This window comes from Providencia sp. 21OH12SH02B-Prov (assembly GCF_027362595.1).
Classification (GTDB): domain Bacteria; phylum Pseudomonadota; class Gammaproteobacteria; order Enterobacterales; family Enterobacteriaceae; genus Providencia; species Providencia zhejiangensis.
On the sequence record NZ_CP114796.1, the window covers coordinates 3,867,026 to 3,893,167 of the forward strand.

At 39.7% G+C, this 26,142-nt stretch carries 21 protein-coding genes; 7 read left to right on the forward strand and 14 right to left on the reverse strand.

Annotated features, from left to right (window positions below):
• Positions 1–378 precede the first annotated feature (378 nt).
• Complete coding sequence (gene chiP, locus O7C57_RS17855; RefSeq protein WP_269723394.1) at positions 379–1,776, forward strand: chitoporin ChiP; 1,398 nt, start codon at positions 379–381, stop codon at positions 1,774–1,776.
• Positions 1,777–2,014: 238 nt separating this feature from the next.
• A complete protein-coding gene (locus O7C57_RS17860) occupies positions 2,015–2,803 on the forward strand; it encodes an AraC family transcriptional regulator (RefSeq protein WP_154623379.1) in 789 nt (262 codons plus the stop codon).
• 140 nt (positions 2,804–2,943) lie between these two features.
• Here O7C57_RS17860 and O7C57_RS17865 read toward each other — a convergent pair whose 3' ends face one another.
• The 12 genes from O7C57_RS17865 to O7C57_RS17920 form a co-directional block, all read right to left on the reverse strand.
• Positions 2,944–4,047 (reverse strand): adhesin, encoded by a 1,104-nt coding sequence (locus tag O7C57_RS17865; RefSeq protein WP_269723395.1) that lies wholly within the window; start codon positions 4,045–4,047, stop codon positions 2,944–2,946.
• Positions 4,048–4,061: 14 nt separating this feature from the next.
• Positions 4,062–4,583, reverse strand: coding sequence for a fimbrial protein (locus O7C57_RS17870; RefSeq protein ID WP_154623378.1), 522 nt, complete (start codon positions 4,581–4,583; stop codon positions 4,062–4,064).
• On the reverse strand, positions 4,583–5,110 hold the full coding sequence (locus O7C57_RS17875; RefSeq protein WP_154623377.1) for a fimbrial protein: 528 nt from the start codon (positions 5,108–5,110) through the stop codon (positions 4,583–4,585). Before O7C57_RS17875 ends, O7C57_RS17870 begins: the two co-directional genes overlap by 1 nt.
• Entirely contained in the window at positions 5,103–5,510 is a 408-nt protein-coding gene (locus O7C57_RS17880) for a fimbrial protein (protein WP_249999755.1), read from the reverse strand. The genes O7C57_RS17875 and O7C57_RS17880 overlap by 8 nt, the downstream gene beginning before the upstream one ends.
• Positions 5,511–5,550: 40 nt before the next feature.
• Positions 5,551–6,288: a fimbrial biogenesis chaperone gene (locus O7C57_RS17885; RefSeq protein WP_163860606.1), complete on the reverse strand. Its 738-nt coding sequence runs from the start codon at positions 6,286–6,288 to the stop codon at positions 5,551–5,553.
• Positions 6,289–6,309: 21 nt separating this feature from the next.
• Entirely contained in the window at positions 6,310–8,856 is a 2,547-nt protein-coding gene (locus O7C57_RS17890) for a fimbria/pilus outer membrane usher protein (RefSeq protein ID WP_425476427.1), read from the reverse strand.
• A 59-nt stretch (positions 8,857–8,915) separates the two neighbouring features.
• A complete protein-coding gene (locus O7C57_RS17895) occupies positions 8,916–9,506 on the reverse strand; it encodes a fimbrial protein (RefSeq protein WP_269723397.1) in 591 nt (196 codons plus the stop codon).
• A gap of 59 nt (positions 9,507–9,565) precedes the next feature.
• Positions 9,566–10,117 (reverse strand): fimbrial protein, encoded by a 552-nt coding sequence (locus O7C57_RS17900; protein ID WP_154623373.1) that lies wholly within the window; start codon positions 10,115–10,117, stop codon positions 9,566–9,568.
• 206 nt (positions 10,118–10,323) lie between these two features.
• Positions 10,324–10,593 (reverse strand): helix-turn-helix domain-containing protein, encoded by a 270-nt coding sequence (locus O7C57_RS17905; protein WP_154623372.1) that lies wholly within the window; start codon positions 10,591–10,593, stop codon positions 10,324–10,326.
• A gap of 906 nt (positions 10,594–11,499) precedes the next feature.
• On the reverse strand, positions 11,500–13,146 hold the full coding sequence (locus O7C57_RS17910; protein WP_154622049.1) for a Na+/H+ antiporter: 1,647 nt from the start codon (positions 13,144–13,146) through the stop codon (positions 11,500–11,502).
• Between the two features lie 681 nt (positions 13,147–13,827).
• Positions 13,828–15,135: an MFS transporter family glucose-6-phosphate receptor UhpC gene (gene uhpC, locus O7C57_RS17915; protein WP_196713984.1), complete on the reverse strand. Its 1,308-nt coding sequence runs from the start codon at positions 15,133–15,135 to the stop codon at positions 13,828–13,830.
• A 43-nt stretch (positions 15,136–15,178) separates the two neighbouring features.
• Positions 15,179–15,970 (reverse strand): inositol monophosphatase family protein, encoded by a 792-nt coding sequence (locus O7C57_RS17920; RefSeq protein ID WP_163860604.1) that lies wholly within the window; start codon positions 15,968–15,970, stop codon positions 15,179–15,181.
• 1,227 nt (positions 15,971–17,197) lie between these two features.
• Between O7C57_RS17920 and O7C57_RS17925 the strand changes: the two genes are divergently transcribed.
• A complete protein-coding gene (locus O7C57_RS17925) occupies positions 17,198–18,193 on the forward strand; it encodes an Ig-like domain-containing protein (protein WP_163860603.1) in 996 nt (331 codons plus the stop codon).
• Positions 18,194–18,478: 285 nt separating this feature from the next.
• On the opposite strand, the gene soxR is transcribed toward O7C57_RS17925, so the two are convergent.
• Positions 18,479–18,976: a redox-sensitive transcriptional activator SoxR gene (gene soxR / locus O7C57_RS17930; protein WP_154622217.1), complete on the reverse strand. Its 498-nt coding sequence runs from the start codon at positions 18,974–18,976 to the stop codon at positions 18,479–18,481.
• Positions 18,977–19,135: 159 nt separating this feature from the next.
• Between soxR and O7C57_RS17935 the strand changes: the two genes are divergently transcribed.
• The 4 genes from O7C57_RS17935 to O7C57_RS21705 are packed head-to-tail and all read left to right on the forward strand — an operon-like array spanning position 19,136 to position 23,974.
• Positions 19,136–19,564: a DoxX family protein gene (locus O7C57_RS17935; RefSeq protein ID WP_154622216.1), complete on the forward strand. Its 429-nt coding sequence runs from the start codon at positions 19,136–19,138 to the stop codon at positions 19,562–19,564.
• A 12-nt stretch (positions 19,565–19,576) separates the two neighbouring features.
• Positions 19,577–20,686 carry an efflux RND transporter periplasmic adaptor subunit gene (locus O7C57_RS17940; RefSeq protein ID WP_154622215.1) on the forward strand — a complete coding sequence of 370 codons (1,110 nt, stop codon included), beginning with the start codon at positions 19,577–19,579 and terminating at the stop codon, positions 20,684–20,686.
• Between the two features lie 10 nt (positions 20,687–20,696).
• Positions 20,697–23,801 carry a MexW/MexI family multidrug efflux RND transporter permease subunit gene (locus O7C57_RS17945; protein WP_154622214.1) on the forward strand — a complete coding sequence of 1,035 codons (3,105 nt, stop codon included), beginning with the start codon at positions 20,697–20,699 and terminating at the stop codon, positions 23,799–23,801.
• On the forward strand, positions 23,798–23,974 hold the full coding sequence (locus O7C57_RS21705) for a hypothetical protein (RefSeq protein WP_167520908.1): 177 nt from the start codon (positions 23,798–23,800) through the stop codon (positions 23,972–23,974). Before O7C57_RS17945 ends, O7C57_RS21705 begins: the two co-directional genes overlap by 4 nt.
• A gap of 45 nt (positions 23,975–24,019) precedes the next feature.
• Here O7C57_RS21705 and arnT read toward each other — a convergent pair whose 3' ends face one another.
• Entirely contained in the window at positions 24,020–25,681 is a 1,662-nt protein-coding gene (gene arnT, locus O7C57_RS17955; RefSeq protein WP_269723398.1) for a lipid IV(A) 4-amino-4-deoxy-L-arabinosyltransferase, read from the reverse strand.
• Between the last annotated feature and the right edge of the window lie 461 nt (positions 25,682–26,142).

Below are 26,142 nucleotides of genomic sequence, written 5' to 3' on the forward strand. Positions count from 1 at the left end.
TCCCCATGAATTATATAAGATTAAACTTCATAAATATTAACCCCTGCGTTTAACTAAAAATAAAAAACGCACCAAAAATATTTTTTCGCTTAAAAAACAAAATACAATGACAATTCACAACCATATTATCTAGGCACTAAAAAAATGACGATATAAAAAACCACATTAATAATATCAAAGCAAACTCAATAACTATTTAACCGTTTAATTTTAAATAACCTCACTTTAAATACGTAAATACACCATTTTCAGATTGCTTAATATTTATCACAAAATATAACTATTATGGGCTTAGTCCTGAACTACGTTTTTGCCCTTTTATTATTTATAAAAAATAAAAATCAATTAATTTACTCAATCAATATTGAGGTATAAAGAATGGCTAATTCAATTATTAAACATACTAAAAAGCTGTTGGCATTAGAGATATTTTCGATATTAACTGTAAGCTGTTACATTCCTACCATCAATGCGTCTCCCCTTTTTGACGATGCAACATTAAAAGGTGGAATCTATTATTGGCAAAGGGATAGAACAAGAAAAGAGTTAAATCCAAGTAGTGATAAATATGGTGAGTATACTGATAACCTAAGACACTCCTCATTAAATGCGGCATTGGACTTTTCCTCTGGTTATCTTAACGACTTTATTGGTTTCGATTTTGCTGGATTTACTGCTATTGAATTATCGGATGGTGGCCCTGCCGCTCCTAACGAAATTGGTTTTAGTGATGCTAAAAATGTTTGGGATGAAAAATGGACCGGTGATCGTAGTGGGTTTACGTTTACAACCGCAGCAACTAAATTAAAAATGGGCCCGTTTTGGGCTAAAGCAGGTTATATACAACCGAGTGGACAAACTTTATTAACACCGAACTGGAGTTTCTTACCAGGAACATATCGCGGCTTAGAAGTTGGGGCTGAATTCGATACTGACGCTAGCGGTAAATTTAATATTTCATACATGTGGACAGATGAGTATAAGGCGCCATGGTATCGAGAGATGGCGGATTATCGTGAAGCAGATGCAACCACGACGATTGATTATTTACACTCCCTAGGCGTCAAATATGATGCCAAAAATAAATTGGTATTAGAGGGCGCTTTCGGTCAGTTAGAAGGCTATATGGATCAATACTTCGCTAAAATCTCCTATGCATTCCCACTTGCGGAACGTGATTTAAGAGTTTCGTATCAGTTTTATGGTGCACAAGATAAAGATAATAGTGGCGGGGTTAACGATGTCTATGACGGTTTAGCATGGCTACAGGCATTTACCTTAGGCTATACCTATGATTCTCTAGACTTTAAGGTAGAAGGAACGATGGTCCATTCACCAGGCCGACAAGGATACTTTTTATCACGCATGACATCTGCCTATAGCTCATCGAATGGTCGTTTAGATATATGGTGGGATGGCCGCTCAGACTTTAACGCTGATAATGAAAAAGCATTATTTGCGGGGGTCACCTATGATTTATCCAATTGGGATCTGGCAGGTTGGAAAATTGGAACCTCTTATATCCATGCTTGGGATGCAAAACCAAGTAGCAATCCAATTTATGATCAAAGCCAACGTATCAGAGAAAGTGCATGGAATGTTGATATAGGCTATACCATTCAGTCAGGGAAAGCGAAAGATACCTCATTCAAATTACATTACACCCGCTTTGATAATCATAGTGATATTCCAAGCTGGGGAGGTGGATTTAATAACATCTTCCAAGATGAAAGGGATATTAAGTTTATTGTAATGGCGCCATTTACGATTTTCTAATTAGCACGCACATTTTAACTTTTCTCCCTTTTGAGCGCGCGAGTTCTCTCAAAAATGCGCATTGCCTCATCTAAAATACCGGCCATCACTATATGGTCGGTATTTCCCCATTCTTATCACTATTCTCTATACCTTAAAACAGGCTATTATTTTCTCCGTTCACGACTGTTCAAACAAAAGTAGCTAATGCGTGAAAAATAGATAATGATATTTAAATCTCAGGCGAACCCGAGCTATTATGCGAAATATTCTTCTTAATCGAATTGATCATATACAGCGTGATGTTTTAGCTATTGGTACCGATTATCAACCTAATGTACTGCTAAATTCACATGTTCATAGACGTGCGCAGTTTTTATACGGTGCAACAGGTCTCATCGAGGTTAGCACCCGTGATGGTGAGTGGGTCATCCCTCCTGACTGCGGTGTATGGATCCCTGAAAACACACCACATGAAACGAGAATGCTAAATGTGAGTACGCGCAGTCTCTATATCGAACCACATGCGGCACCACGACAACCGCATAAATGTGAAGTACTACGTGTTTCTCCTTTATTACGTCAGCTATTACTCGAAGCCGTCGACATCCCGCTTGAGTACGATCTCCATGGCCGTGATGGTATTTTGATCCAGTTGATCTTACATGAGATTTCACGTGCAGAGCCTTTACCTTTTTTTGCACCCGTTCCTCAAGATCCCCATTTAGCAAAGTTGTGCCTAGCATTCCTACAAGATCCGAAAATCACCTCATTACCTCATGAATGGGCAAAACAATTACACAAAAGTGAGCGTTCATTTAGTCGCTTTTTTGTGGCTCAAACGGGTCTCTCTTTCTCTGAATGGCGTCAACAGGCTTGCTTGCTTAGAGCCATGACTGATATTTCAGCCGGTAAATCAATTACCGAGGTTGCTTTTGGCTTAGGTTATAACAGTGCGGGGGCTTTTTCAGCCATGTTTAAAAAATGGCTAGGGCAAACGCCCTCAGATTTTATTCAACATATAGGCAAATCCACGCGGGTTGGTTGAGCCGTAGGTTAACGCTAATTTGGGGATGATAAGCGAAACGATTGTTTATCATCGAATAGACTCCGTCACATCACCTCAGTCTAGATTCAAGACACACAATACTTACGGCTCAACCAAATACTTGTATTTCTGAACCAACATCAATCATAGGTCGCAATCAACCATGCCGAACCTTGATAATCGCCAGCTACCGCATTTTTTCCTTGAATACGGCTGGTCACTCTTATCGTATCTAATTGATGAATTTCTAATGTTAAACTTTGTCCTGTCTGCCCTGTTGCTTCATCCGTTAACGTTAATTCGCTATAAATAACATCATTGCTATTTAAATGGCTTTTCAATGGCAAGCGTTTTTGCGGATCACTGTCTTTCGTATAATCTAGACGCAAGCGAATATTGGTTGATGACTTAAACTTGCAGCTATAAAAAATTTTTTCTGTCACCGTGCTATCGTAATTCAAACTATTTAATTTACCATGGCGTAGGCTCACCGTTTCTGCCTGACCGGTGCTTGTCGTCGTCGTGCAAAGAGAATCAATATGAATTTGGGAAGCTGCTAATCGTAAAGGCACCGTCGTTTCATTGATTGGCCAGCTATCATATGGAGGTACCGTTCTATTAGCAGTAAACGCTCTCACATAGCCCCCTAAATCCATTGCATTGATAACTAACTGCCCATCAATAATTCTTTCACCAATATAGAATGTTAGCTTAATAGGAAATTGGCTATAAAATTGGCCAGATGGAAAGACATCACCACCAAAACCATTGGAGCACACTGCCGCATCAATATTCACCCAGTTCATTAGGTTTGTTTCAACGGTCATAATTAAGTTGCTATTGATTTGATAAGCCGGTTTGCCTTCAATATGGGTGCCCGCCATAGGTGCATACATAAATAAACGGTGGAATGCGTTATCAGACGGAATATTGGTCTCTTTTTTCCCCCATTGCCTTCCGTGGCACCTAACCTGCCCAGAAACGCTGACATCCTTACTCGCGCTATCAATAAGCATGGTATTACCGATGCGGTAATAATTTTTACCATTAGAACCGACTATCGGTTTCGATATTAATTCACTATCACGTTCTAATTTGATCACATAGCCTGTATTCGGGTCGACGATTTGTGCTGCATAGTCAGCTATAGCCTCAAAGCTAATCGCGATGAATAATAAAGCGATTATTCCTTTACCATGCCGAATTCTGACACGAATACCGCCATAAGATTTAAACTTAAACATAACCGCGATTCCCATTAGTCATAGGTCACCAAAATAGTCATAGCAGAGGTAAACTTACCTACAGCTAATCGCTCCGAAGGGATAGTGCTGATTAAACGTGCTTGTAAATCAGCTCTATATTCGGTGGCGCTGATTTTTTTAGGATGAATTCGTTGCAGCTTATTAATATCCAGTACATGTACTGCTCCCTCCGTTATTTCATTAAACAGGATCCCTAACCCTGCCATTGTGGTCGCTAACAATGTCTGTCCATGATGTTGTAATGTATGAGTACCTTTAGGATTTAAAATAATCGCTAGGTTTTTATTAAAATCACAACCTGAAAGATGAATCGGAAAATCTTTATTAATATGCGTGTTATCTAATGCTTCAGGCTTCATACTTCCAAAATCTATCGTCAGTTGTGAGTCATTATGTTCACTATGAATATTACAGCTAGGCGCCACCATAGTTGCATTAACTTCAACTAACACATCAGATTGAGCTAATGTGCTCATTAAAAAGCAAACGGCGATTATGGTACTGTCTCTTTTCATTACTCATACTCCACCGAAAATGTCGCTGTCCCCTTAAAATCACCAACCTTTATTTTTTCAGTCGCAGGTTTGCGTACAAAGACACCAAACGTTAATTGTTGCTGGTCATTCACCACTGAAACAACACCAATATCAATAGGTTGATTCCAAACAATAAGCTGATTATTTTTATTGGCTTCAGTAATTCCAAGCAACGCACCACTTTGACCTTGTGTCATTAAATAATGATGACCGCCAATATTGGTTAGTTGCTGGCTTTGCCAGGTAAATCGAATCGTTTTATTCAAATCAGATTGACTGCATTTATTAATCGCAATAAAGAAAGGTTGTATTTCGCTGGCGCCATGCTCATTAATATATTGCCAACGTAAATTATCTAGCTTAATTTGCTTATTAACGGATTCAGTAGCAATTTGGCATTTGCTGTGCACCAGTTCACCGCGAAATTGCACGTCTAATTGTGGATAACAAAATGCGTGTTTTGGCATTAGCACTAACATGATGACAACAATAAACACGTTATTCATAGCTAACCTCCAATCTCAATATATGCTGATTTTCATTGAGAATAGGCAGTGGTATTTTATTATTTCCATGCGTTAGTTGCGCTGCTGAACGTTTAAATTTTTGCCCCAGCAAGACATCATAAAATTGCAATTTAACGGGCGTTTTAACCGAACTATCAGGAATATCATTTTCATGAAAAATAACGCCAGCCCCACATTCCGTTAAAATAACGTCAGTATTCATGGCTAAATTACAAGGGGCACTAAATAATGCTGCATTAACCTTAATCCACCCTTGTCGTGGCTGTTCATAATAGGTTTCTTCCGCGGGTGTATTAGCGACAGGCGTTGCAGCTTGAGTCCAATTGCTCACGACACAACTCAGAATAACCAACAATAACCGTCTTCTTTGATGTTTCATTATTGCCTTCCCCCTCGACTATCTTGTTTGAGAAGCGTGACTACAGCTCTTTTGTCACTGTGCAAACATCACTGACACACTGAAAAGCCAGTGTAGGCTTGCCACCATAATCATTGATATAGGTAAGATAGGGGGTTGCTAATTTGGAGGATGCCATATCGTGCGTAGATCTTGGTGGCACCATCACGACATCAAAATGGCTTTTTTCTGATTGCGTTTTGCTATCGCCTAAACCAATCACCGTTAAATGAAAAGGGGTCAGATTGTGCAGTTTATAGCCTTTTGTCGTTCGAGTTAGTGTGACCTTATGAGCCCATCGCGTTTCTGATTCCGCCAAAATACGGGTAGGCCGATAAAACAACTTAACACGAGACTGCAACGCAATTTGTAATGTATTCCCTTCCGTGGATTTTGGGGGAACTTCCCGCAGATTGAAATAAAATACCGACTCTCTATCTTGAGGTAACTGCGCAAGCAAAGGCGTTACACTCAATCTCACTAAGCTATCACTGTTTGCTTCGACTCTCTGCAAAGGTGGCGTTGATAAAATTGCCCCTTTGGTTAATTTATTTCCCTGTAAATCCTCAATCCAGCTTTGTGCTAAATAAGCTTCTTCAGGATTATCATTCGTGATCCGGATATTGATAGAACGTTCGCTTCCGGGAAAAATAATTCTTGTTCGGTCTAATGTAATGGCGCTATATGCACTCATCGCAACTGACATTGTTAGCAAAAAACAGCCCCATAATAGCCCATGATGTAACTTTAAATTCAACATAAATGACCCCATTAACCTAATTTAATGACCTTTTGAATACGCGGTTGGTAAAGAAGTGGCGCTCTGAATACACGGCAGCAGCAACATGTTGGACGATTGCGTGAAGTTGTCTGGTAACCTTAGCTCACACTGTTTGTGGTTATTCCAGTAAGCAAACAGTGTTTCTTGTGCAGAAACACCGACTAGCCAAGTGACTCCGTCTTCCCCAACAATTCCTAATTCTTGGTTATCCGCATTACGCACACTGGCACCAAAGGGGAGGCTTTGGCCATTTTCTAACGATAAAATGGCAAATAATTTCTCTCCCTTCATCACGGGTAAATGACGATAACCAATGGCCCCTTTAGTCAGCGTAATATCTGTCGTCGATACCATCGTTTCTAAATTATTAGGTAGCTTACTGGTATTAATTGATGCGGTAGATTTACGGTAGCTATTCACATTTGGGATAACTGCCAGACCAAAGCCATTCGTTTTTATCACGCCATTATCTAATGGCACGCCACTGGCTCCCGCCGTGTCGATCATTAATCGAGTATCACCGTGAGCAGACCGATGTAATGCAGCGCCTTTCGCCGTTACTGTCACGCCACTATTTATTGAGCCACCAATACTGCGATATTGATGAGGTACATAGCTCGCGTTTGCAGAAATATTGGCTTGTGACAGGTCTCGTGAATAGAAACCGCTCAGGCTGGTTTGATTATCAATATTCTGACCATGGTTATATCCCATATTTAAACTGTAATTATCAGTGGCGTTATAACCGCTATAACCCATGTTATGGTTATATTGATGGTGACCAGATGCTCGAGAATAAAGTTCAGAGAAAGTTACACTATGGCCTGTATAAAGTGGCACTGAAAAATACACGTTGATAGCATCATCTGCGACGCCATTATCACGTTCAGTACGAGTCGCCGATAATGATAAATTAGTATCATATTGAGATAGCGTTGGCAGACTCATATTCGTGCTCGCATACAAACCATATTGTGTTTGTGAATCATTTTGCCAATAAGTACTATATTGATAATTCAAAGAGATATTAAAGTTCTCAAAATACTTATTCAGATAAACTTGATAATTTTCTTTTTGAGCGCGAGGCGTTACGCCAATGCGCTCTTCATCCATAAACTGTGTTAACGTTCGGTATTCTTTATCAGCAAAACGATACCCCGCAAACGTGATATCCGTGCGTAAATCATCAAATGATTTCGCGTAGTTAAACCGATAAGAGCGCCCCTGTAATCTTTCGTCTGGAAGATCTGAAAACGATTGGGTAATATCAGCTGAAATCGCACCGATAGCAAAAAGATCACGCCCTAAACCAAGCGCTAATGTTTGATAATAACCGTTTGCCTGTGTTCCACCATACACTGACCAAGTATTGGACACCCCATAAGAGAACTCACCGCCAATAATAGGCTGACCAGTCAGATGACGGCCGTCATAACGTGTTTTTCCGCCAACTAATTTATAAATCAACCTGCCCGGACGGGTTAAATAAGGTAATGAGGCAGTACTGATACTAAATTTTTTCTCCTCGCCATTTTCTTCGCGTACAGTGACATCTAATACCCCTCGTATTCCGCTATCCAATGTTTGAATACGAAACGGACCGGGTGGTACGGCCGTTTCGGCAATTACCCGCTCTTGACTACGAATAATCACCGTTGCATTAGTATTGGCGACGCCAATAATTTCTGGTGCATAGCCAACAAGCTTTGGCGGTAACATTCGATCATCGCTTTCTAGCGAAATACCACTGTATTGCCATGCGTCAAAGATATCCGAATAGAAGTCATTTTCCCCCAACGTCAAAATAGCGGCGGATTCTTTTAATGAGATAAAAGCATATAAGCGGCTAAAATCAAACTGATGGGTTTCCTGTGGATAGTGTGAGCCACGCTGGTTTTGATAATTAGCATGATAGTCTCCGCGTAATCGCCAAGCACCAATATTGATCCCCGTCGTGCCATTTGCTGATAAATAAACTCTTCGGGTTCCCCCTTTTTCCTTAGTCGCTGACATATTAGCGTTGAAATCAATAAAACCGCCATTGATGCCCTCTTCCCATAATGCCGGTGGTGTCCAATACGGATCCCGATATTCCATCCACATTTGAGGGATCGTGATATGCAGTGACAATGTTGATAATTCAACTTTTGTTTGTATCCCTGATAGAGATGAAAAATCGAGGCACTGGCCATTATCTGAGAGTGTGACCTTTTTTTCTGCCGAACTTTTCAAACCAATCAATTCCAACATATCAGCAGGAATACAAACCCTTTGTGACGGTACCTCAGCCTGTGTGTTTTTGTCATACACCGTAATGTCTCGGGGTGCCCCCAAGCGCAAACCATTAACGAATACTGTCAATACATAGTCACCAGGCGGTACATACCCTGCGACAGAAAATTGTCTTATATCAATATGTTGGATATCTTGGGCATCCAGTACATCGGTATTGAATTCGGAAGCGCCAGCTGTCCATGCCATAAAGCCAAACGTAAATAAAACGACCTGCCTTACTTTGCAATGTTTGAACATCATGCTCTGTTCCATCCCAAATACTGCAAAAGAGTTCCCTCGACGTAGATCTTATGAGGCTCCTCATTTTGTTCTTATTGATAATCGATGAAAAAACGAATCAAACCTTGATAGTTACCTGCCTGAATCGGTTGCCCTGTCAGTTCTAGCCGTAAAAAATAACGTAGAAAAAGGGTTTGCCCAGATTTGTTTTGTCGTAGCACATGATGAGATAAGGGATAATTTTGCCCAGGAATGAGGACCTGTGATTGTTCATTCAATACTGAGACCCCCAAGCCTTGAGAGGGGCCACGCAATACAAAAGCCTCAATATGCTGTGCCTTTTGACCATCAAAGCGAATTGACCATGTTTTACTATCAATAGAGGAATACACACTGCCACAATCACGTAACTCAATAATAAATGGCTGGTTATAACGTTCCCGACGACTCATCGTAGAAAGCATCGTCAACGTTAAAGGAGAAAAATTAATCGTTTGGTGGCGATTTGGCATGACAATGGAACAAGGAGTTGCCACCACGTTGCCAATTATTCTTGTCATCCCATTAAAAGCGCGTTCATCAGCATCCACAGACGCGTATGCAACAGCGATTTCAAGCGTGAATAACATGATTAAGCACATTACTTGGCAATGAAAACGAATAAGCTGTTTGTATGCGCTCACTGTATCCCTCCACATATCAATAATGCCGCCAGCAATTTACTGGCGGGCAGCCATCCTGCTTATTGGTAAGTAATACGGAAATTGGACGTTGCGCTAAATTGCCCTTCGGCAACCTCTTTAGTGGTATCAACAGCTTTAGCCAGTGCTTTGAATTTTAAAGTATTATTTCCTTTTTTATTCACTATCCTAGATAAGATATCTTTAGCTTTACCAAATTCGAACCCATCAATCCCCACTCCGACATTGTTTGTGTTCCCCGCTGACGTCGCCAGTAAAGTATTAGCCGCATCGGCATAACTTTGCCCCGTAAAAACAAGTTCCATCGCTTTAACGGCTATTGGTTTACCACCCGCATCTTTATCAAAATCAGTAAAATCACATCCCGTGAACTCAATATTAAAGTCAACCTCAGCGACTCTACCGTTCTCTAAAGCACGGCGAGATAGTTGTCCAAAATCAATAGTTTGCTTTAATGAGGATTGTGCAATATTACAGGGAGTACTGACGACGGTACCGATAAAATCTAATGTTCCTGTGTTATCTGCAAGGGTGTTGAAAGAGGCCATAGAGGTAGCAATAACAACCACCTGCGTGAATTTAATTAATCTCATGTGTTTTTCCTTTCAATATAAAATTTAAATTGAAGCAACCCCATCATTAAAAATTCTTTAATGACGTAAATTTAATATTTCATTGAAATTTCAATCGCTAAATAAAAAAATCATCCTTGATCAAACCGTCTTTCTCCTCCTTCATACGCAATATTGGAGCGTCGCGTATAAATAATATTATTTACTGATAATTTCATTATTAGATATTATCGATATAGCTTTATTTCTGCTATTTCCGCTGAGTAGTTAGCCATTACGTTGAAAAAAAAGTCAGACCAATCCATATCGAGTGCTTTCAATAACACATCTAATGTTTCAATACTGATACTCGTTTCACCTCGTTCATAGCGGGATATTTGTTGCTGACTGACGTGCAGCATCTTTCCAACTTGAAGCCCAGTTAACGATTTACGTCTTCTTGCTGATCTTAAAAAATCACCAATATCTTGCCGTAGTAGAATCCTATTTTTAATCATATTAAAAACCAACGAAAATATAGTTAACATTTAAAAAACAAGCCAATCTTTAATTTAAAAACCTCACCATCATGAATAAAATAAAATTCATAAATTGGTTCGCAACATAATAAATAAAAAAACATAATTTTAATGAAATATAGAGTTATCATTAGAGACTGTAAATACGTTTATATCGATCGAATCATTAATAATTCATAGGTAAATGCTATCAAAGGCAATTAAATCGATCGTTATATACGATTGCAAATTTGATTTAACCCTTTAAAACCAACAAGATAAACAAAACACATTCGAATTAAATAATATAAAAGACAATTAATTATTCAATATCAAAATGAAAAAAAATATAAAATTAATCATTAATGCTATTTGTAACAAAACAATTTAACTCGACATTAAAAAAACAGCATAAAACCATCAACAAATAAAAAAACAACATTAATATCAATAAAAATCATTACATCAAACATAAAAACCACAATTACCCAAAAAATGAGTTAAAAGGAAAGTCATGCAACATTAAAACAATTGAAAAATATAAAAGTAAACACCAAGAACAAAAAATAATTAAAATAATACCAACTTGTTATTATCTGATTCACATTATTATCTCCCTTGTGATTAAAATAACCCATTGAGCAATATGATCATATAATCTCTTTGCTATTAATTGGTTTAGTTAATTATTATCTCATTACTTATTCTATTATCACTTTTTTATTTTACACATGATTGCTTAGCACGATAGTTTAATCAATGACTAAAAAGGTTCCTGCGATGACAACGAGATGCTGGAGATAAACAAGGTTTTTCCATAGCATATCAAGCTATTGAGCTGGGAAGTGGCCTTTATGCTTAAAAGATAAAAAAAGGGCCAGAACATATAGTCTGGCCACGCTTTCATTAATGCTTTTTGTTTTTATGATGATTTAGCGTCTCTTCTTTGAGGTCTAATTCATCACGTAAGCGATGGTATACACGTTCGTTGATATTTTTACCTTTACGCATGAGATATAGCGCATCGCGCTTCGCTTGTAAGGCAGAACGAGACATTTCACGTTCCATATCAATCATTTTATGTAAATCATAAACATCGGATTCGGTTTCATCGGTGTTATCTAAACGTCTGCCATAGATTTCCAATAATTGGGCCCCGACTTCTGTACGCATTGCGATTTCATCCATATCCTCTGAAGGATGATTCATTAGCTCGCGTAAATGAGCCATTGCGGCTTCATTCAATGCCATACGTGCACGAATTTCATCATTATCATACGGTAAATCTTGGACTAACCCTTTGGTCAGAATAGGTAATGCGACACTGGCAATCAGCAAAGAGCAGAGAATCACCCCCATCGCTAAAAAGATTGCAACATCACGATTTGGGAACAAGGAGTTGTCTGGCATCAATAATGGGAGAGTTAAGATACCCGCTAAAGTAATGGCGCCTCGTACTCCCGCTGTCGCCATGACTGCCATCATGCGTATATGTAATACATCAGCCTCTTTACCACGACGGCGATTATGGAATACCGTTAATGTCATGGATATCCATACCCAACCGAAACGTAAAATAGCCAATGCCACTGTAATAACAATCACGTATACAAATAGCATCCATGGATGGCTAGCACCAGCCGCTTCGGCTACCTCTGGCATGTTATTCCACATACTTGGTAATTGCTCACCTAACAGGATGAAAATCATACCATTCAGGGCTGTTTGTACGGTATCCCATACTGCCTTACTCTGCATACGCGTTGCGGCTTGCATGCGTCCTGCAATTTTTTCATAGTGCATTGCGATACCCGCAACCACCGCGGCTAAAATACCAGAGACATGCAGATGTTCAGCCAATAGGTATGCACTGAATGGCATTAATAGGCTGATCATAATTTGGATAGCAGGCTCTTCCCCCGTACGCTTGACTAAAAATTGGTTTAACCAACCGATGACCCAAGCCACTAACAAACCAATTAAAATACCGCCGAAAGCAACGAGTACAAATTGTCCAGCCGCCGATGCTAATGAGAAGGTGCCGGTTAGCGCTGCGGTGACAGCAAAACTAAAGCAAACCAGACCTGTTGCATCATTGAGCAGTGATTCACCTTCAAGAATATGCGCCATACGCGAAGGTAAAGGTGAGTTAACTGTCATTGCAGAGACCGATACCGGATCAGTCGGGGATAAAATGGCCGCCAACGCGAAAGCAACGGCGAGTGAGATAGCAGGAATCAACCAGTGAATAAAGAACCCCATCCCAATCACCGTGACCACAACAAGGCCAATTGCCAGCGACATGATAGGTTTTATTTCTTGGAATAACGCTTCTTTAGGGATACGCCATCCATCTAAAAACAGTAATGGAGGAATAAACAGGAATAGAAATAGATGCGGTTCAAATTCAACCGTAAAACCAAAAACGGATAGCCCAGCACCGAGCGCTATCTGAATAATAGGTAAAGGAATAATATCCTTAAGTAACCGTGAGATAAAAACACTCACAATCACGGCGAGTAAAAATACCAAAACAAGGGTCACAACTGACATGGATTTGCTCCAATTTTAAACTAAATAGACGTTATCAGTAGGAAAGTAAATAGATAAATTGAATCGATGTAAAGTATCTATTTAGTCAGAAAATAAAAAAGCAGAATTATCATAAAACTTATAACACAATCATTCTGTTACAAAATATTACCGTTATCATCAAATAGTGATGAATGAAAATCTATCTTAATGATAATTAAATATTTATTATAATTAGCACAGATAAATTACATTCCCCTCTTTAATTTTGCTTTTCTGGCGTTTTTTTCTCTTCAACATCAAGGCACCCAGTTGTTTCTGTTGTCATGCCCTTTCTGTTTGCCTGAAGGCTCGAAAACAGATGAGTCAGTATATTGTTGGTTGCTTAAATCTGCTGATCTCCTTTCCTATCACGCTAACACTGTTGCCTATCTTCAATGGCCACTAACAGACTCAGACGAACGATTAAATGTGCCAGTGATACGTATGACACTATTCACTCCCGCTATCACTGGCATCAATATTTAACATTCGAACTTATGGCAAAGACCGCTTTCTTGGTGATGAATCTCAATGCATGAGCAATGTAATTGAAACAATGCATAGGTGAGTGCATATATCGGCGTTAAATAGATGATAGGGATACAGAAAAAGAGCATTAGTGTCGTTACCACTAACGCTCTTTATACGTTTAAGAACGTGTTATTTCTTTTTTATTAATAAAGGTAATAACAATACTGCTGATAAAAGTGTGGCGATTATCATTGTCATAAAGAAACCATTCCACCCTGCGGTTTCAATGATCTTAGCCAGTGGGTATCCCGACAAAGCCGCGCCTAAATAACCAAATAAACCAACAAACCCAGTTGCAGCACCAGCTGAATCTTTATGAGAAGCTTCTGCGGCCGCCATACCAATCAACATTTGTGGCCCAAAAATAAAGAAACCAACAAAAAAGAAGCAGACTGAGATTAATAAATACCCCATTTCAGGGAATAGCCATAAAAAAGCAGCCACAACACCAATACCTATCATAAAGATAATATTCATCGGTGTTCTATTCCCTTTAAAGAAAAAGTCAGATCCCCAACCAGCGACTAATGTGCCAATAAATCCCCCAACTTCTAGGAATGACAAGGCAGAGTTAGCTTTAATTAAATCATAACCATATTCTTCGACTAAATATAAATTAGTCCAGTCATTCAATCCAATACGTACGATATAAACAAGAATATAGGATATGGCTAATAACCAAACATATTTATTGGTAAATATATATTGAACTAAAATGGGCCAAAGTTTTAATTTTCGACTAGAGGCTTCTTGTTGTAATTCAAGTTCATCATTACGCCAATGTCCTACGGTTGGCAGCCCCATTGTTGAAGGTTTATCTCGCAAACGTAAACAGACAAATAACCCAACAACAATTGCAATGATACCGGGTATATACATACCGTAACGCCATCCATAATGTACTGCTAGCCCCCCAGCTAATAGAGGAATAATAGCACCACCAACATTATGGGAGGTATTACAAATAGACCACCATAGCCCTCGCTCATTACGAGAATACCATGAGGTTAAGGACTTAGAGCATGGCGGCCATCCCCAGCCTTGGAAAAACGCATTTAACACCCAAAAGAAAGTAAATAACCATAAACTTGAGCTCATCCCAAAAAAAATGTTGATAAACCCAGTAATGATTAATCCCACTCCCATGAAAAAGCGGGGATTAGAGGCATCACTCATAATACCGGAAGCAAAACGAGAGATGCCATATACTAAATAAAATGCCGTCGTTAATATACCAACATCAGAAATACTAATTCCCAGATCTTTAATCATTTCAGGCATCACATAATTAAAGCTCTTGCGGGTGAAATAATACGTTGCGTACCCAGCATATAACGCAATCATAATATGAATTCGCCAATAACGATAAAGTTTATCTATTTCTTTTTTATCTGTTATAGGGGGTTGGTCGGGTAACGTTTTTATCCATCGGAACATAACATTCTCCTCAATAACCATTATTTTTATTTTTTGTCGTTATTTATAAAAACTGCTGTAATATTTCCAATGCTTGTCGATGGAGCTCTGCTGTTCCCGCCGCAACGACGGTTTTTCCTGAATGCATCGTTAACGGTTTTCCATCCCAATCTGTAATTTTTCCTCCAGCGCCCTCGATAACGGGGACTAACGCACAGTAATCAACCTCCCGCATGCCACCACTATCAATACTTAAATCAATACGCCCTGTAGCAAGACAGGCATAGGAGTAACAAGCTGCCCCATAAACTCGCCATTTCGTTTTAGGTATAATGTGTTCGTAGCCTGCGCGATGTTCAGGTAAGACAGGTTCGGTATTACTGGAAGACATGAGCGCTAACTCTAACTGAGTGCAATTACGGGTTTGAATGGGCAAGCCATTTAATGTTGATGGGTGGCCTTTTACGCCAACCCAACGTTCTGAGACGGCAGGGTGTTCGATAATACCTAAAACAGGTACTCCGTGGTGACAAAGCGAAATGAGTGTGCCGTAAATCGGAATCCCTGCAATAAATTGCCGAGTACCGTCAATAGGGTCAATAACCCAAGTAAACTCTGATTCTCCTAATTGAAAGCCATATTCTTCACCCAAAATGTTATGTTCGGGATGAAATGTTTGGATAATTTGTCTAATTTCTCGTTCTACATACTGGTCAATTTCAGTAACAGGACTTTCATCATCTTTAGTATCAAAATAAATATGCTCATAAAGTTTATTTTTACGATGTTCCGTTAAAATATAACGAGCCCTGTCTGCGGCAACATGTGCTGCTTGTAAAAAAATACGATAATCCATGGTGACCTCTCTTGTTCTGCTTGCCTGTTTTTAACGATCATCTTCGCGACCTAAAAAACTTAACCATTTGTTTTTTATTTGAATAGTTGATATATGAATTGAGTTCTCACTCTACCCATAGCGAAATTTGACTCTTGAGACACAATAACCAACTTGATGGTTTTGTAAATTTATTGTTTCAATAATGTTTCAATTTATAGACTGAGGGATTTTGTCTCGATGATCTTGATAAGTTTCCACGGAAATAGTGCGTAATTCGGCATAACGGCTGTCAAGCCAAGGAATAATACGTAGAGTGACCAGAGATTGACTGAGGCTTAGCACTGATAAAATACAGACCTAAGTTCGACGAATAAAAACCAATGAGAGAAATGAATTCGTCAGAGTGTGTGCTTTGAACAGAGCTTATACTGAAAGATCGCTGTTTGATAATAGTCAGAATATAGCATGCTTTATTTATTGAGCTGTTTTAGATAATTCATATTATCTAAAGTCGCATTTTCTTTAATCTATAGTTTTTAATAAATAATGTTATTGAATGATTCTAAACAGATAACCGTGTTCGCTATTATCAATACTATTTCAACATTCAAATAAAAATCGAAATCAATTAACCCTTCTCATTCTGAAATTCGTCGACTGAATATATTGCACATTCCTCCCGTGATGAACATTATTAAATGGATTAATTCCCTTAATCGCATCCCATTAAGATCGAAAAAATCATCTTATATAAGAAATAAAAGACCAAATTAAAATTAATATATTATTTGTCCATTTTATTTGTAAATTAAAAAAAACAGATGATACTTATAATCACTCACTAAATTCCCACTGAGTCAGATGATTATCAATATGAGAAAAAACACATAATGAAATAAAGATACTTACAATAACAACAGCACAGTAATGAATACACCAGACATACTGGATCATAATCTAAATTTAGACTCATTATTTATCAAAAGTTAACTTGATGAATGGATAACCAACTGAATATTAAGCATTAGTTCTTAATAAAATAATAACTGACATTTTAATACATTATATTAAACCATATTTAAAATTTGATAATCCAAATAATAATTTCATAAGGATATGTTTGCTTCATGTTTATAGATGCTTCCGCATTTTTGATTATTTTATTTTAATGATTAAAGAAAGTCGTTCTTTTTTACCCGTAAGTTTATTTTAATTTTAACAAAAATCTCGATAAGGTGACCTATTATGAATGAAAAATCAAATTCTAACGTTATATTTTTAATCACTAGCTCTAATACCGCATCAGCGGATGGTGTCAGTTATAATGAGATTATCTGTGTCTTCTCTTTTGGTGATATGCCAATTAATGGCGCTCAAGTGAGTTTTCATACCAGTCATCAAAACGCCAAGTTTTCAAATGACCAACGTAGTATAACGGCACACACAGATTCAGAAGGAAAATGTCGTGTTTTATTAGCGAGTACAGAAGAGTCTGTATTAGTATTTGCCCTAGTTAATTATAATAATCAAAATTACTCAACGTCGACAACGAGTGTATTTTCTGATCATAATAATACTGATAATGAATTGTTCTCTTACGTTCTGAAAAATAATGCCCAAGCTGACGGAAAAGATACTAACTATATCGTCTATAAGTTACTTGTTAATGGTCAGCCAAAAGAAAATGAATATATTACATTTGATAAATTACCAGCAACCAGTTCAGCTAACATTGCGCCTGCTTTCGGCGTAACGGATTCTTATGGACAATTGCTCATTACTATTACGGATACCAAAGCAGAAAGTGTGTTTATTACCGCTCATGCGGTTACAGAAAATATCTATGCAGAACCGCAATTTATTAGCTTTATTCCAGAAGTGCCTGCCAGTACGATTGAAGGTGATATTACCATTAAAGGCACTAGAAGTCTTCTCGGTCACTTTGGCCTTTTAGGTGAAGATTTTGTTTTTGAGCCTGGTCGCTATTACTCTTTTCATCTGAGTAATAGAGCCGATATCAGGGTAGCTAGCTGCCCTAAGGGAACTTTATTTAATGGGCTGAATAATAGATGTGCCTTACTTAACGATGATCCCGTGCTATTAGATGATTTTAATATTGAAGGTAGACCTTTCTATTGCTCGAGAGGGGGTTCAATAATGAAAGAATATTTCTACTCTACTACTAACATAGGAGAAACCCACCACTTTATCTTTAAAGATTTAGGCACTTCTCTTTCGTAAAAAATCACTGTCACCTCGCTGAATATCAGTGAGGTGACAGTGCATTTGGCAACACCGCTTGATAAACATGGTCAGCAGCTTAATCATACAGCGCATACAGTAATTATTGCTGGCTAACTCAGAGTAAAACCGCCTTATATTATAGATTGCTATCAAGTCATACTCTGTTCCAGCAGGTTCAATGTTCGATTATTCATTGTATTCAAATGAGATTAGCTTATTACCAACCAGTATTTACCAGCCAAGTGAAAGGTTCATCACTTAACCAGTTAATAATCACAATCGTTACGGTCGTTCTAGAATTCGAGCACCTGGTCCTTTACGCCCTAACACATCATCAGGGTTGCGCAGTGGACATTCACTCAGCGATAAACAGCCGCAACCAATGCAGTGGTCTAGTTCATTACGTAAACGCGTGAGCTGTCGGATCCTCCTATCTAACGACGTTTTCCATTCAGTTGACATCTCCTTCCACTGCTCTGAAGTGAGTTTGCTATTCGCTGGAAATTTTCCCAATGCGTCTTGAATCTCTTTTAATGGAATACCAGTGCTCTGAGCCACTTTAATAATTGCGATATAGCGTAATACCACAGAAGGAAAGCGTCGCTGATTGCCTTGTGTTCTCGTACTTTGAATCAACCCTTTTGACTCATAAAAGTGGACAGTCGATACAGGTACACCAGAACGTTTTGCCACCTCTCCAACCGTTAATGCCCTTGTAAAATCGATCTTATGTTCACCCTTAGCACGCCTTTTTGTCGTTTTCGTGTCTTTCTCCGTCATTTTTACCCCACTTCTCTTGACCTCAACTTAACTTAAGGTTTTATAGTGCCAGCCACTGAATTTGTCAATTCAGATTATTCCATTCTATTTTCTGCATGAGGTGGTGACAGCACTCATTGTATGACATGCAGGTTAACTTGTTTTTAAAGGGGATAGGCTATGCCATCGGTAATTGCCAAAATTTTAGAAAGCAACACATTATGGATTATCGCTCGTTTGCTGATGTCAGTTCTGTTCATTTCATCTGGCCTAGCAAAGGTTTTTGACTATGAAAATAGCCTAGCAGAAATGCGCGCAGCAGGGTTACATCCAGATTGGTTTTTCAATATCGCCTCTGCTGCGGTCATGCTAGTCGGCTCACTATTATTACTCTTTAACCGACTACTATGGCTGGGCACCGGTGCTTTAGCCGTATTTTTATTCTTGACTATTGTCGTTGTTCATACCTTTTGGAGTTATACCGGTGAAGAAGCGAAAATCGCCATGTTTTGGGCTATTGAGCACACTTCGGTTATCGGAGGATTAATGGCAGTCGCTATCGCGGGTCATTTCCGTGAGCTTTATTTCGCTGTTAAGGCACAGAAATAGTAGGTATTGATAATGAATAAAAAAACAATTGTTACACTGTGTTCTTTACTTATTGCAGCTGGCGGTGGAGCCGCGATTTACACGTCTTATGCTCAAGATGAAAAAGACGAACAAGCGGCTTATCAATATCCACCTGTGAAGGTCGCTTTAGCACCAGTGACTCAAGATAATGCTCCACGTACTTTTTATGGTGTTGGTGAGTTAGAGGCCGGTAGCCAAGTGTTTGTTGCCGCTGAAACCAGTGGTCGCATCACAAAAATTAATTTTGAATCAGGCCAGCAGGTTAAAAAAGGCCAGCTCCTAGTACAACTGAATGATGCCGTCGAGCAAGCCGACTTGGCTCGCTATCAAGCTCAGTTGCGTAATGCGTCAAGGCTGTATGATAGAACTCGTACACTGGCAGCCAAACATTTAGTGGCAGAAGCGCAAGTGGACAGTACACGAGCAGAGCGCGATATAGCGCAAGGGCTAATCCGCCAAACACAAGCTTTAATCGCGCAAAAGGCTATTCGTGCTCCATTTGATGGCACTATCGGTATTCGTCAGGTACATGAAGGACAATACCTGAGTCCGGGTGAAGCGATAGCTAGCCTAGTTGATACTCAAACATTGAAACTCAACTTTTCTCTTGATGAACAAGCTGCGCCTGAATTGCATGTCGGCCAAATTGTCGATATCAATGTTGATGCTTATCCCGGCAAAACCTTCCCTGCTCGTATCAGTGCTATTGATCCGTTAGTCGGTAAGTCTCGCACCATCCAACTCCAAGCCACGCTAGAAAATAGTGCTGGTGAGTTAAAGGCCGGTATGTACGCTAACGTCAATGTGATACGTCAAGCAGAGTCTGCTGTACTGACTATTCCTGAAACCGCAGTCACTTATACCGCGTACGGTGACACCGTTTTCATTGCTGAAGGTAGTGGTGAAAATATGACGGCAAAACAAGTCTCGGTGAAAATAGGCCAACGTTGGGATGGCAAAATTGAAATTGAGCAAGGTTTAAAAGCGGGCGACAAGGTGATCACCTCAGGGCAACTTCGCCTCAATAATGGTTCTGCCATTACCCCTGTAGCACAAGACACACTAACAGAATCACCCGTTAAGACAGCTCAAGATTCATAAGGACGGCGCTATGAAATTTACTGATGTTTTTGTGCGCCGACCTGTTTTGGCGCTGGTGGTGAGTGCTTTAATTGTCTTAATAGGGTTATTTGCATTAAGCAAACTCCCTATTCGCCAATACCCTCAATTAGAAAGTTCCACTATCACTATCACCACACAATATCCAGGTGCATCCGCTAACTTGATGCAGGGCTTTGTGACTCAACCTATTGCCCAAGCTGTTTCTTCAGTTGAAGGTGTCGATTATTTATCTTCTTCTTCTGTGCAAGGGAGTAGCTTAGTCACGGTGAGAATGGAACTTAATCGAGATTCAACTCAAGCACTCGCGCAAGTGATGGCCAAGGTGAATCAAGTGCGTTACAAGCTGCCTAAAGAAGCTTATGACCCAGTGATTGAGCTTTCTTCCGGTGAGTCTACCGCGGTTGCTTATATCGGATTTTCCAGTACCACCCTTTCCATTCCTGCTCTGACGGATTATTTGTCACGAGTTGTTGAGCCTATGTACTCTTCTATTGAAGGGGTTGCCAAAGTTCAAGTATTCGGTGGGCAACAATTAGCTATGCGCTTATGGTTAGATGCCGACAAACTGGCTGGCCGAGGACTGTCTGCCGCAGATGTCGCTCAAGCTGTCAGACAAAATAACTATCAAGCTGCTCCCGGTAAAGTGAAAGGCGAATATGTCATTTCAAACGTCTATGTTAATACTGATCTCACCAATGTCTCTGAGTTCCAAGACTTAGTTATTCGCAATGACGGCAATGGACTGGTACGTTTACGTGATGTTGGCACGATAGAACTGGGTGCATCCGCCACTGAAACTAGCGGTTTAATGAATGGTGAGCCTGCAATTTATTTAGGTTTATTTGCAACGCCGACCGGAAACCCTCTGGTGATTGTTGATGGCATGAACAAGTTAATGCCTGATATCATAAAAACATTGCCGCCTAACGTGAAAGTGGAGATGGCCTTTGAAACATCCCGCTTTATCAAAGCCTCAATCGATCAGGTATTCAATACACTCGTCGAAGCGTTATTGATTGTTATTGCTGTTATTTATTTATGTTTAGGTTCCATCCGTAGCGTTATTATTCCTATATTAGCCATTCCACTGTCAATGTTAGGTGCGGCTGCACTCATGATGGCTTTTGGCTTTAGTATCAACTTATTAACACTACTTGCAATGGTCTTGGCCATCGGGTTAGTTGTTGATGATGCCATTGTTGTTGTCGAAAACGTTCACCGTCATATTGAGGAAGGTAAATCACCGGTACTGGCAGCATTAATTGGCGCTCGTGAAGTCGCAGGTCCTGTCATTGCGATGACCATTACTTTGGCAGCAGTTTATGCCCCAATAGGTTTAATGTCAGGTTTGACTGGCGCGTTATTCAAAGAATTTGCGTTAACTCTCGCAGGCTCTGTCATTGTTTCAGGTATCGTGGCATTAACATTATCCCCTGTAATGAGTTCATTTATGTTGAACTCAAAACAAAATGAAGGCCGTATGGCTCATGCTGCGGAAAAGTTTTTTACCTTCTTAGCAAATTACTACACGAAAGGCCTTAACTTCTCGTTAAAACACCGCTGGATCACCGGTATTATCGCAGTGTTCGTATTTATTAGCTTACCACTGTTATACCAATCCGCCCCCCGCGAGCTAGCGCCTGTTGAAGACCAATCGGCCGTGTTAACAGCAATTAAATCACCACAACATGCTAACTTAGAATATGTTGAGCGTTTTTCTCGCAAACTTCATGATGTGATGATGGAATTACCTGAAACCGAAAGTACATGGATCATTAATGGTACTGACGGTATATCTTCCAGCTTCGGTGGTACCAATCTAAGTTCATGGGAAGAGCGTGAGCGCCCAGCATCCGCCATTCAGGCCGATTTACAAGGCATGGTTGGTGATGTTGAAGGTAATAGCATCTTTGTATTCCAATTACCTGCCCTCCCTGGCTCTACTGGCGGCCTACCAATACAAATGGTTCTCAGAAGTCCTCAAGGCTACCCTGTCTTATATAAAACGATGGAGGAGATCAAGCAACAGGCTCGTGAAAGTGGGCTATTTATGGTGGTAGATAGCGACCTTGATTACAACAACCCAGTGGTTGAAGTCAAAATTAACCGCTCAAAAGCCAATAGCCTTGGCATCAGTATGCAGGATATCGGAGAATCACTCACACTCTTAGTCGGTGAGAACTACATAAACCGCTTCGGTATGGATGGACGTTCTTACGATGTTATTCCACAAAGTGTTCGTAGCCAACGCTTAACACCAGATGCGCTTGCTCGTCACTATGTCAAAGCACAAGATGGCACCATGATCCCACTGTCAACCGTGGTCGACATCAATACACAAATTGAGCCAAATAAGTTAACGCAGTTTAATCAGCAAAATGCGGCAATATTCCAAGCGATTCCCGCTCCTGGTGTCACATTAGGACAGGCTGTTTCTTATTTAGAAAACATTGCCAATGAGCTGCCTGCTGGTTTTAGCCATGACTGGCAATCTGATTCGCGCCAATATAAACAAGAAGGTAACACCCTCGCCTTTGCATTTATGGCGGCGCTCATCATCATTTACCTTGTTCTTGCGGCACAGTACGAAAGTTTAGTCGACCCATTGATTATTTTGATCACGGTACCACTCTCCATTTGTGGGGCACTCATTCCTCTCGCATTCGGATACGCGACCCTCAATATTTATACGCAAATCGGATTGGTAACATTAATCGGGCTTATCAGTAAACACGGGATCTTGATGGTCGAGTTTGCGAATGAATTGCAGGCGCACGAAGGATTGGATAAACGCCAAGCAATTTTAAAAGCTGCACAAATTCGTTTACGTCCTATTTTAATGACCACCGCGGCAATGGTCATTGGTTTAGTTCCTTTGCTCTTTGCAACAGGAGCCGGTGCGAACAGCCGTTTTGGATTAGGCCTTGTGATCGTAACGGGTATGTTAGTCGGTACTCTATTCACATTGTTTGTTCTTCCCACCATTTACTCGCTACTTGCACGTAACCACAGTTCAACTGCATTAACCCCAAGACGTTACGAGCTAGCCGAAGCGAATCGCCTACTGAAAGAAGATGAGGAGAAAGCGCAATGAACCATAGCATCACGAATCGTCATTCAAAAAACAGTCGAGCCATGAGTAACAATGACATTAGTACCATGAGCAATAGCTTTGCCATGCTAATGATTTACCACGGGCTGACGGGTCATGCTACAAAGTCCCCCAATGAAAAAGGGGAGCCCACTCTGGATAAAATGACAAAATAGACTCTATATTCAGTAAGCCGCATACCTAAGATATGCGGCTTTTTACTATTCTATCAATCCGTTGCGTCCATTATAAAAAACAAAGACGAGATTGCCTTCATAGACAATTATTGGTTTCCCCGGCAAAGCGGCTAATATATCATCTTGCGAAGCCTCGACGAGTACAGCAATATCTTGATAATTATGTTGTTCTAATAACGTCGGCAGTTGATCTAAGCGATAGAATCGATTCGCTGCATCCGGATATTTTAACCCATAATTCAGCTCACCATTTTGGTGTAACATCGTAATATCACTACGCTTTAATACCCAAGCCAATGCAGTGCCTAACCCTACATTATTTGTCAGCAAATACGTTTTATTGGCTAACTGTGGACGGTATTTTTCGATCAATTTTTGAGGGGTATTGTTACTGGCAACCTTATCAGGGATCACATGGCCTACACTCAAACTCAACGCAAGAGTACAAGCGGCCGCCCAAGCCCAATATCGACGATGATATGAGATAACACCAGCAAGCCCCCAAAAGAGGAATGCACCAGCAGCCAGTAACCTTTTGTTATCCTCATCGAGTGAATAGGGACTCACTTGTGGGAAATAAGGTAACACAAACAAGGCAACCGCAAGAATCAGGCCAATACTGATATTAATCACGGCATTAAGGCGAATCGCCCCAACGCGATTTTGTTGTCTAATCCTATCGATATAAGCGGCCATTAAGACGGCAACGGGAGCCAGACAAGGAAGTATATAGGTCAATAACTTACCTTTAGTAATACTAAAAAATAGGAAAGGTACCAAGAACCACATCAGGAAATAAATGTGTAAGCCCTTTTGACGAAAACCATTCACTAACGCGGCTAAAAAATAACCGAGCCAAGGCAATACCGCTGCTATCAAGATAGGTATATAGAACCAGAAAGGTGAACGGTTTTGCGCATCTTCCGACATAAAACGCTGTACATGCTCAACCCAAAAGAAATAATACCAATAATCTGGCTCACGACCTGCAATCACAATCGCCCAAGGCAGACAAACCAGGAACAAGCTACACAAAGAGACAAAAGCAAAACAAAAAACTTCTTTAAACTGCTGATAGTAAAGCGAACTTAAAACAATCACTAACCCCGGTATAACCAAAACCAAAAAGCCTTTTGTCATCAATCCAAGGCCACCCGCCACACCGAGTAAAATAAATGCGATCAACTTATGCGAGAAGCTTTTAGTTGTTAGGCCCCATTGATAAAAGAAGATAGCCATCGTGATAAATGCCGTCAAAATAGGGTCGAGGACATTATAGGTTCCAATGGCGAGCACCATTAACATGGAGAGATAAATCAAAGTGGCATTAAACGCAAGGTCATTTTTTTTCCATGCCATCTTTGCACTGAGGTAGACAAACAGGGCACTGGTTAAGGTGCTAAACACCACACCGAGGCGAACGGAAACATTATTTTCGCCAAACAGCATTTGAAAAAATGCATTCACCCAGTAACCAAAAATTGGCTTTTCAAAATAACGAATATCAAGAAGCTCAGGCACACTCCAGTTATAACTAAGAATCAATTCACGGCTAATTTCAGCATAACGTAACTCATCGGGTTGCCAAAGAAGCCGACCATTAAGCGGAATAAAGTACGTCAGTAATACAAACCCAAATAGCAGGCACCATTTAAGGTAGGCAATCTTATTATTTGCCATCATCATTTTTCTCAACCATTCTTTTAATAAAAACTTAATAATTATTAGATATACATCTGAGTGTTATTGACGACATGAATACGACATAACGCAATTATAATTATTTAGCTTAGTGCTCATTCATCCCATCATTATCACCAACATAAATAAACCTGATATAAACGAGTAAAAAATTAATTTATTATCCTTAAACAATTAATAAATGGATATAAAATAAAGAGTTATTAAATATCAAATAAGTACTCGATAGCTAAGACTCGCTCCTCATCAAAGAGTTCACCGTCAACAATAAAATATCTTTATCATTTCTCGCAATAAGAAATCAGGGATTCTTTGGTTAAACTTATCATTAACAACGAACCGTTGAATAATAATCACAAAAAGAGTAACAAGGATTGCGTTAAATATAGTGAGATTAAAAAAGCGATTATCAATAAAGCTCACTTTATCGATAACCGCTAATATTC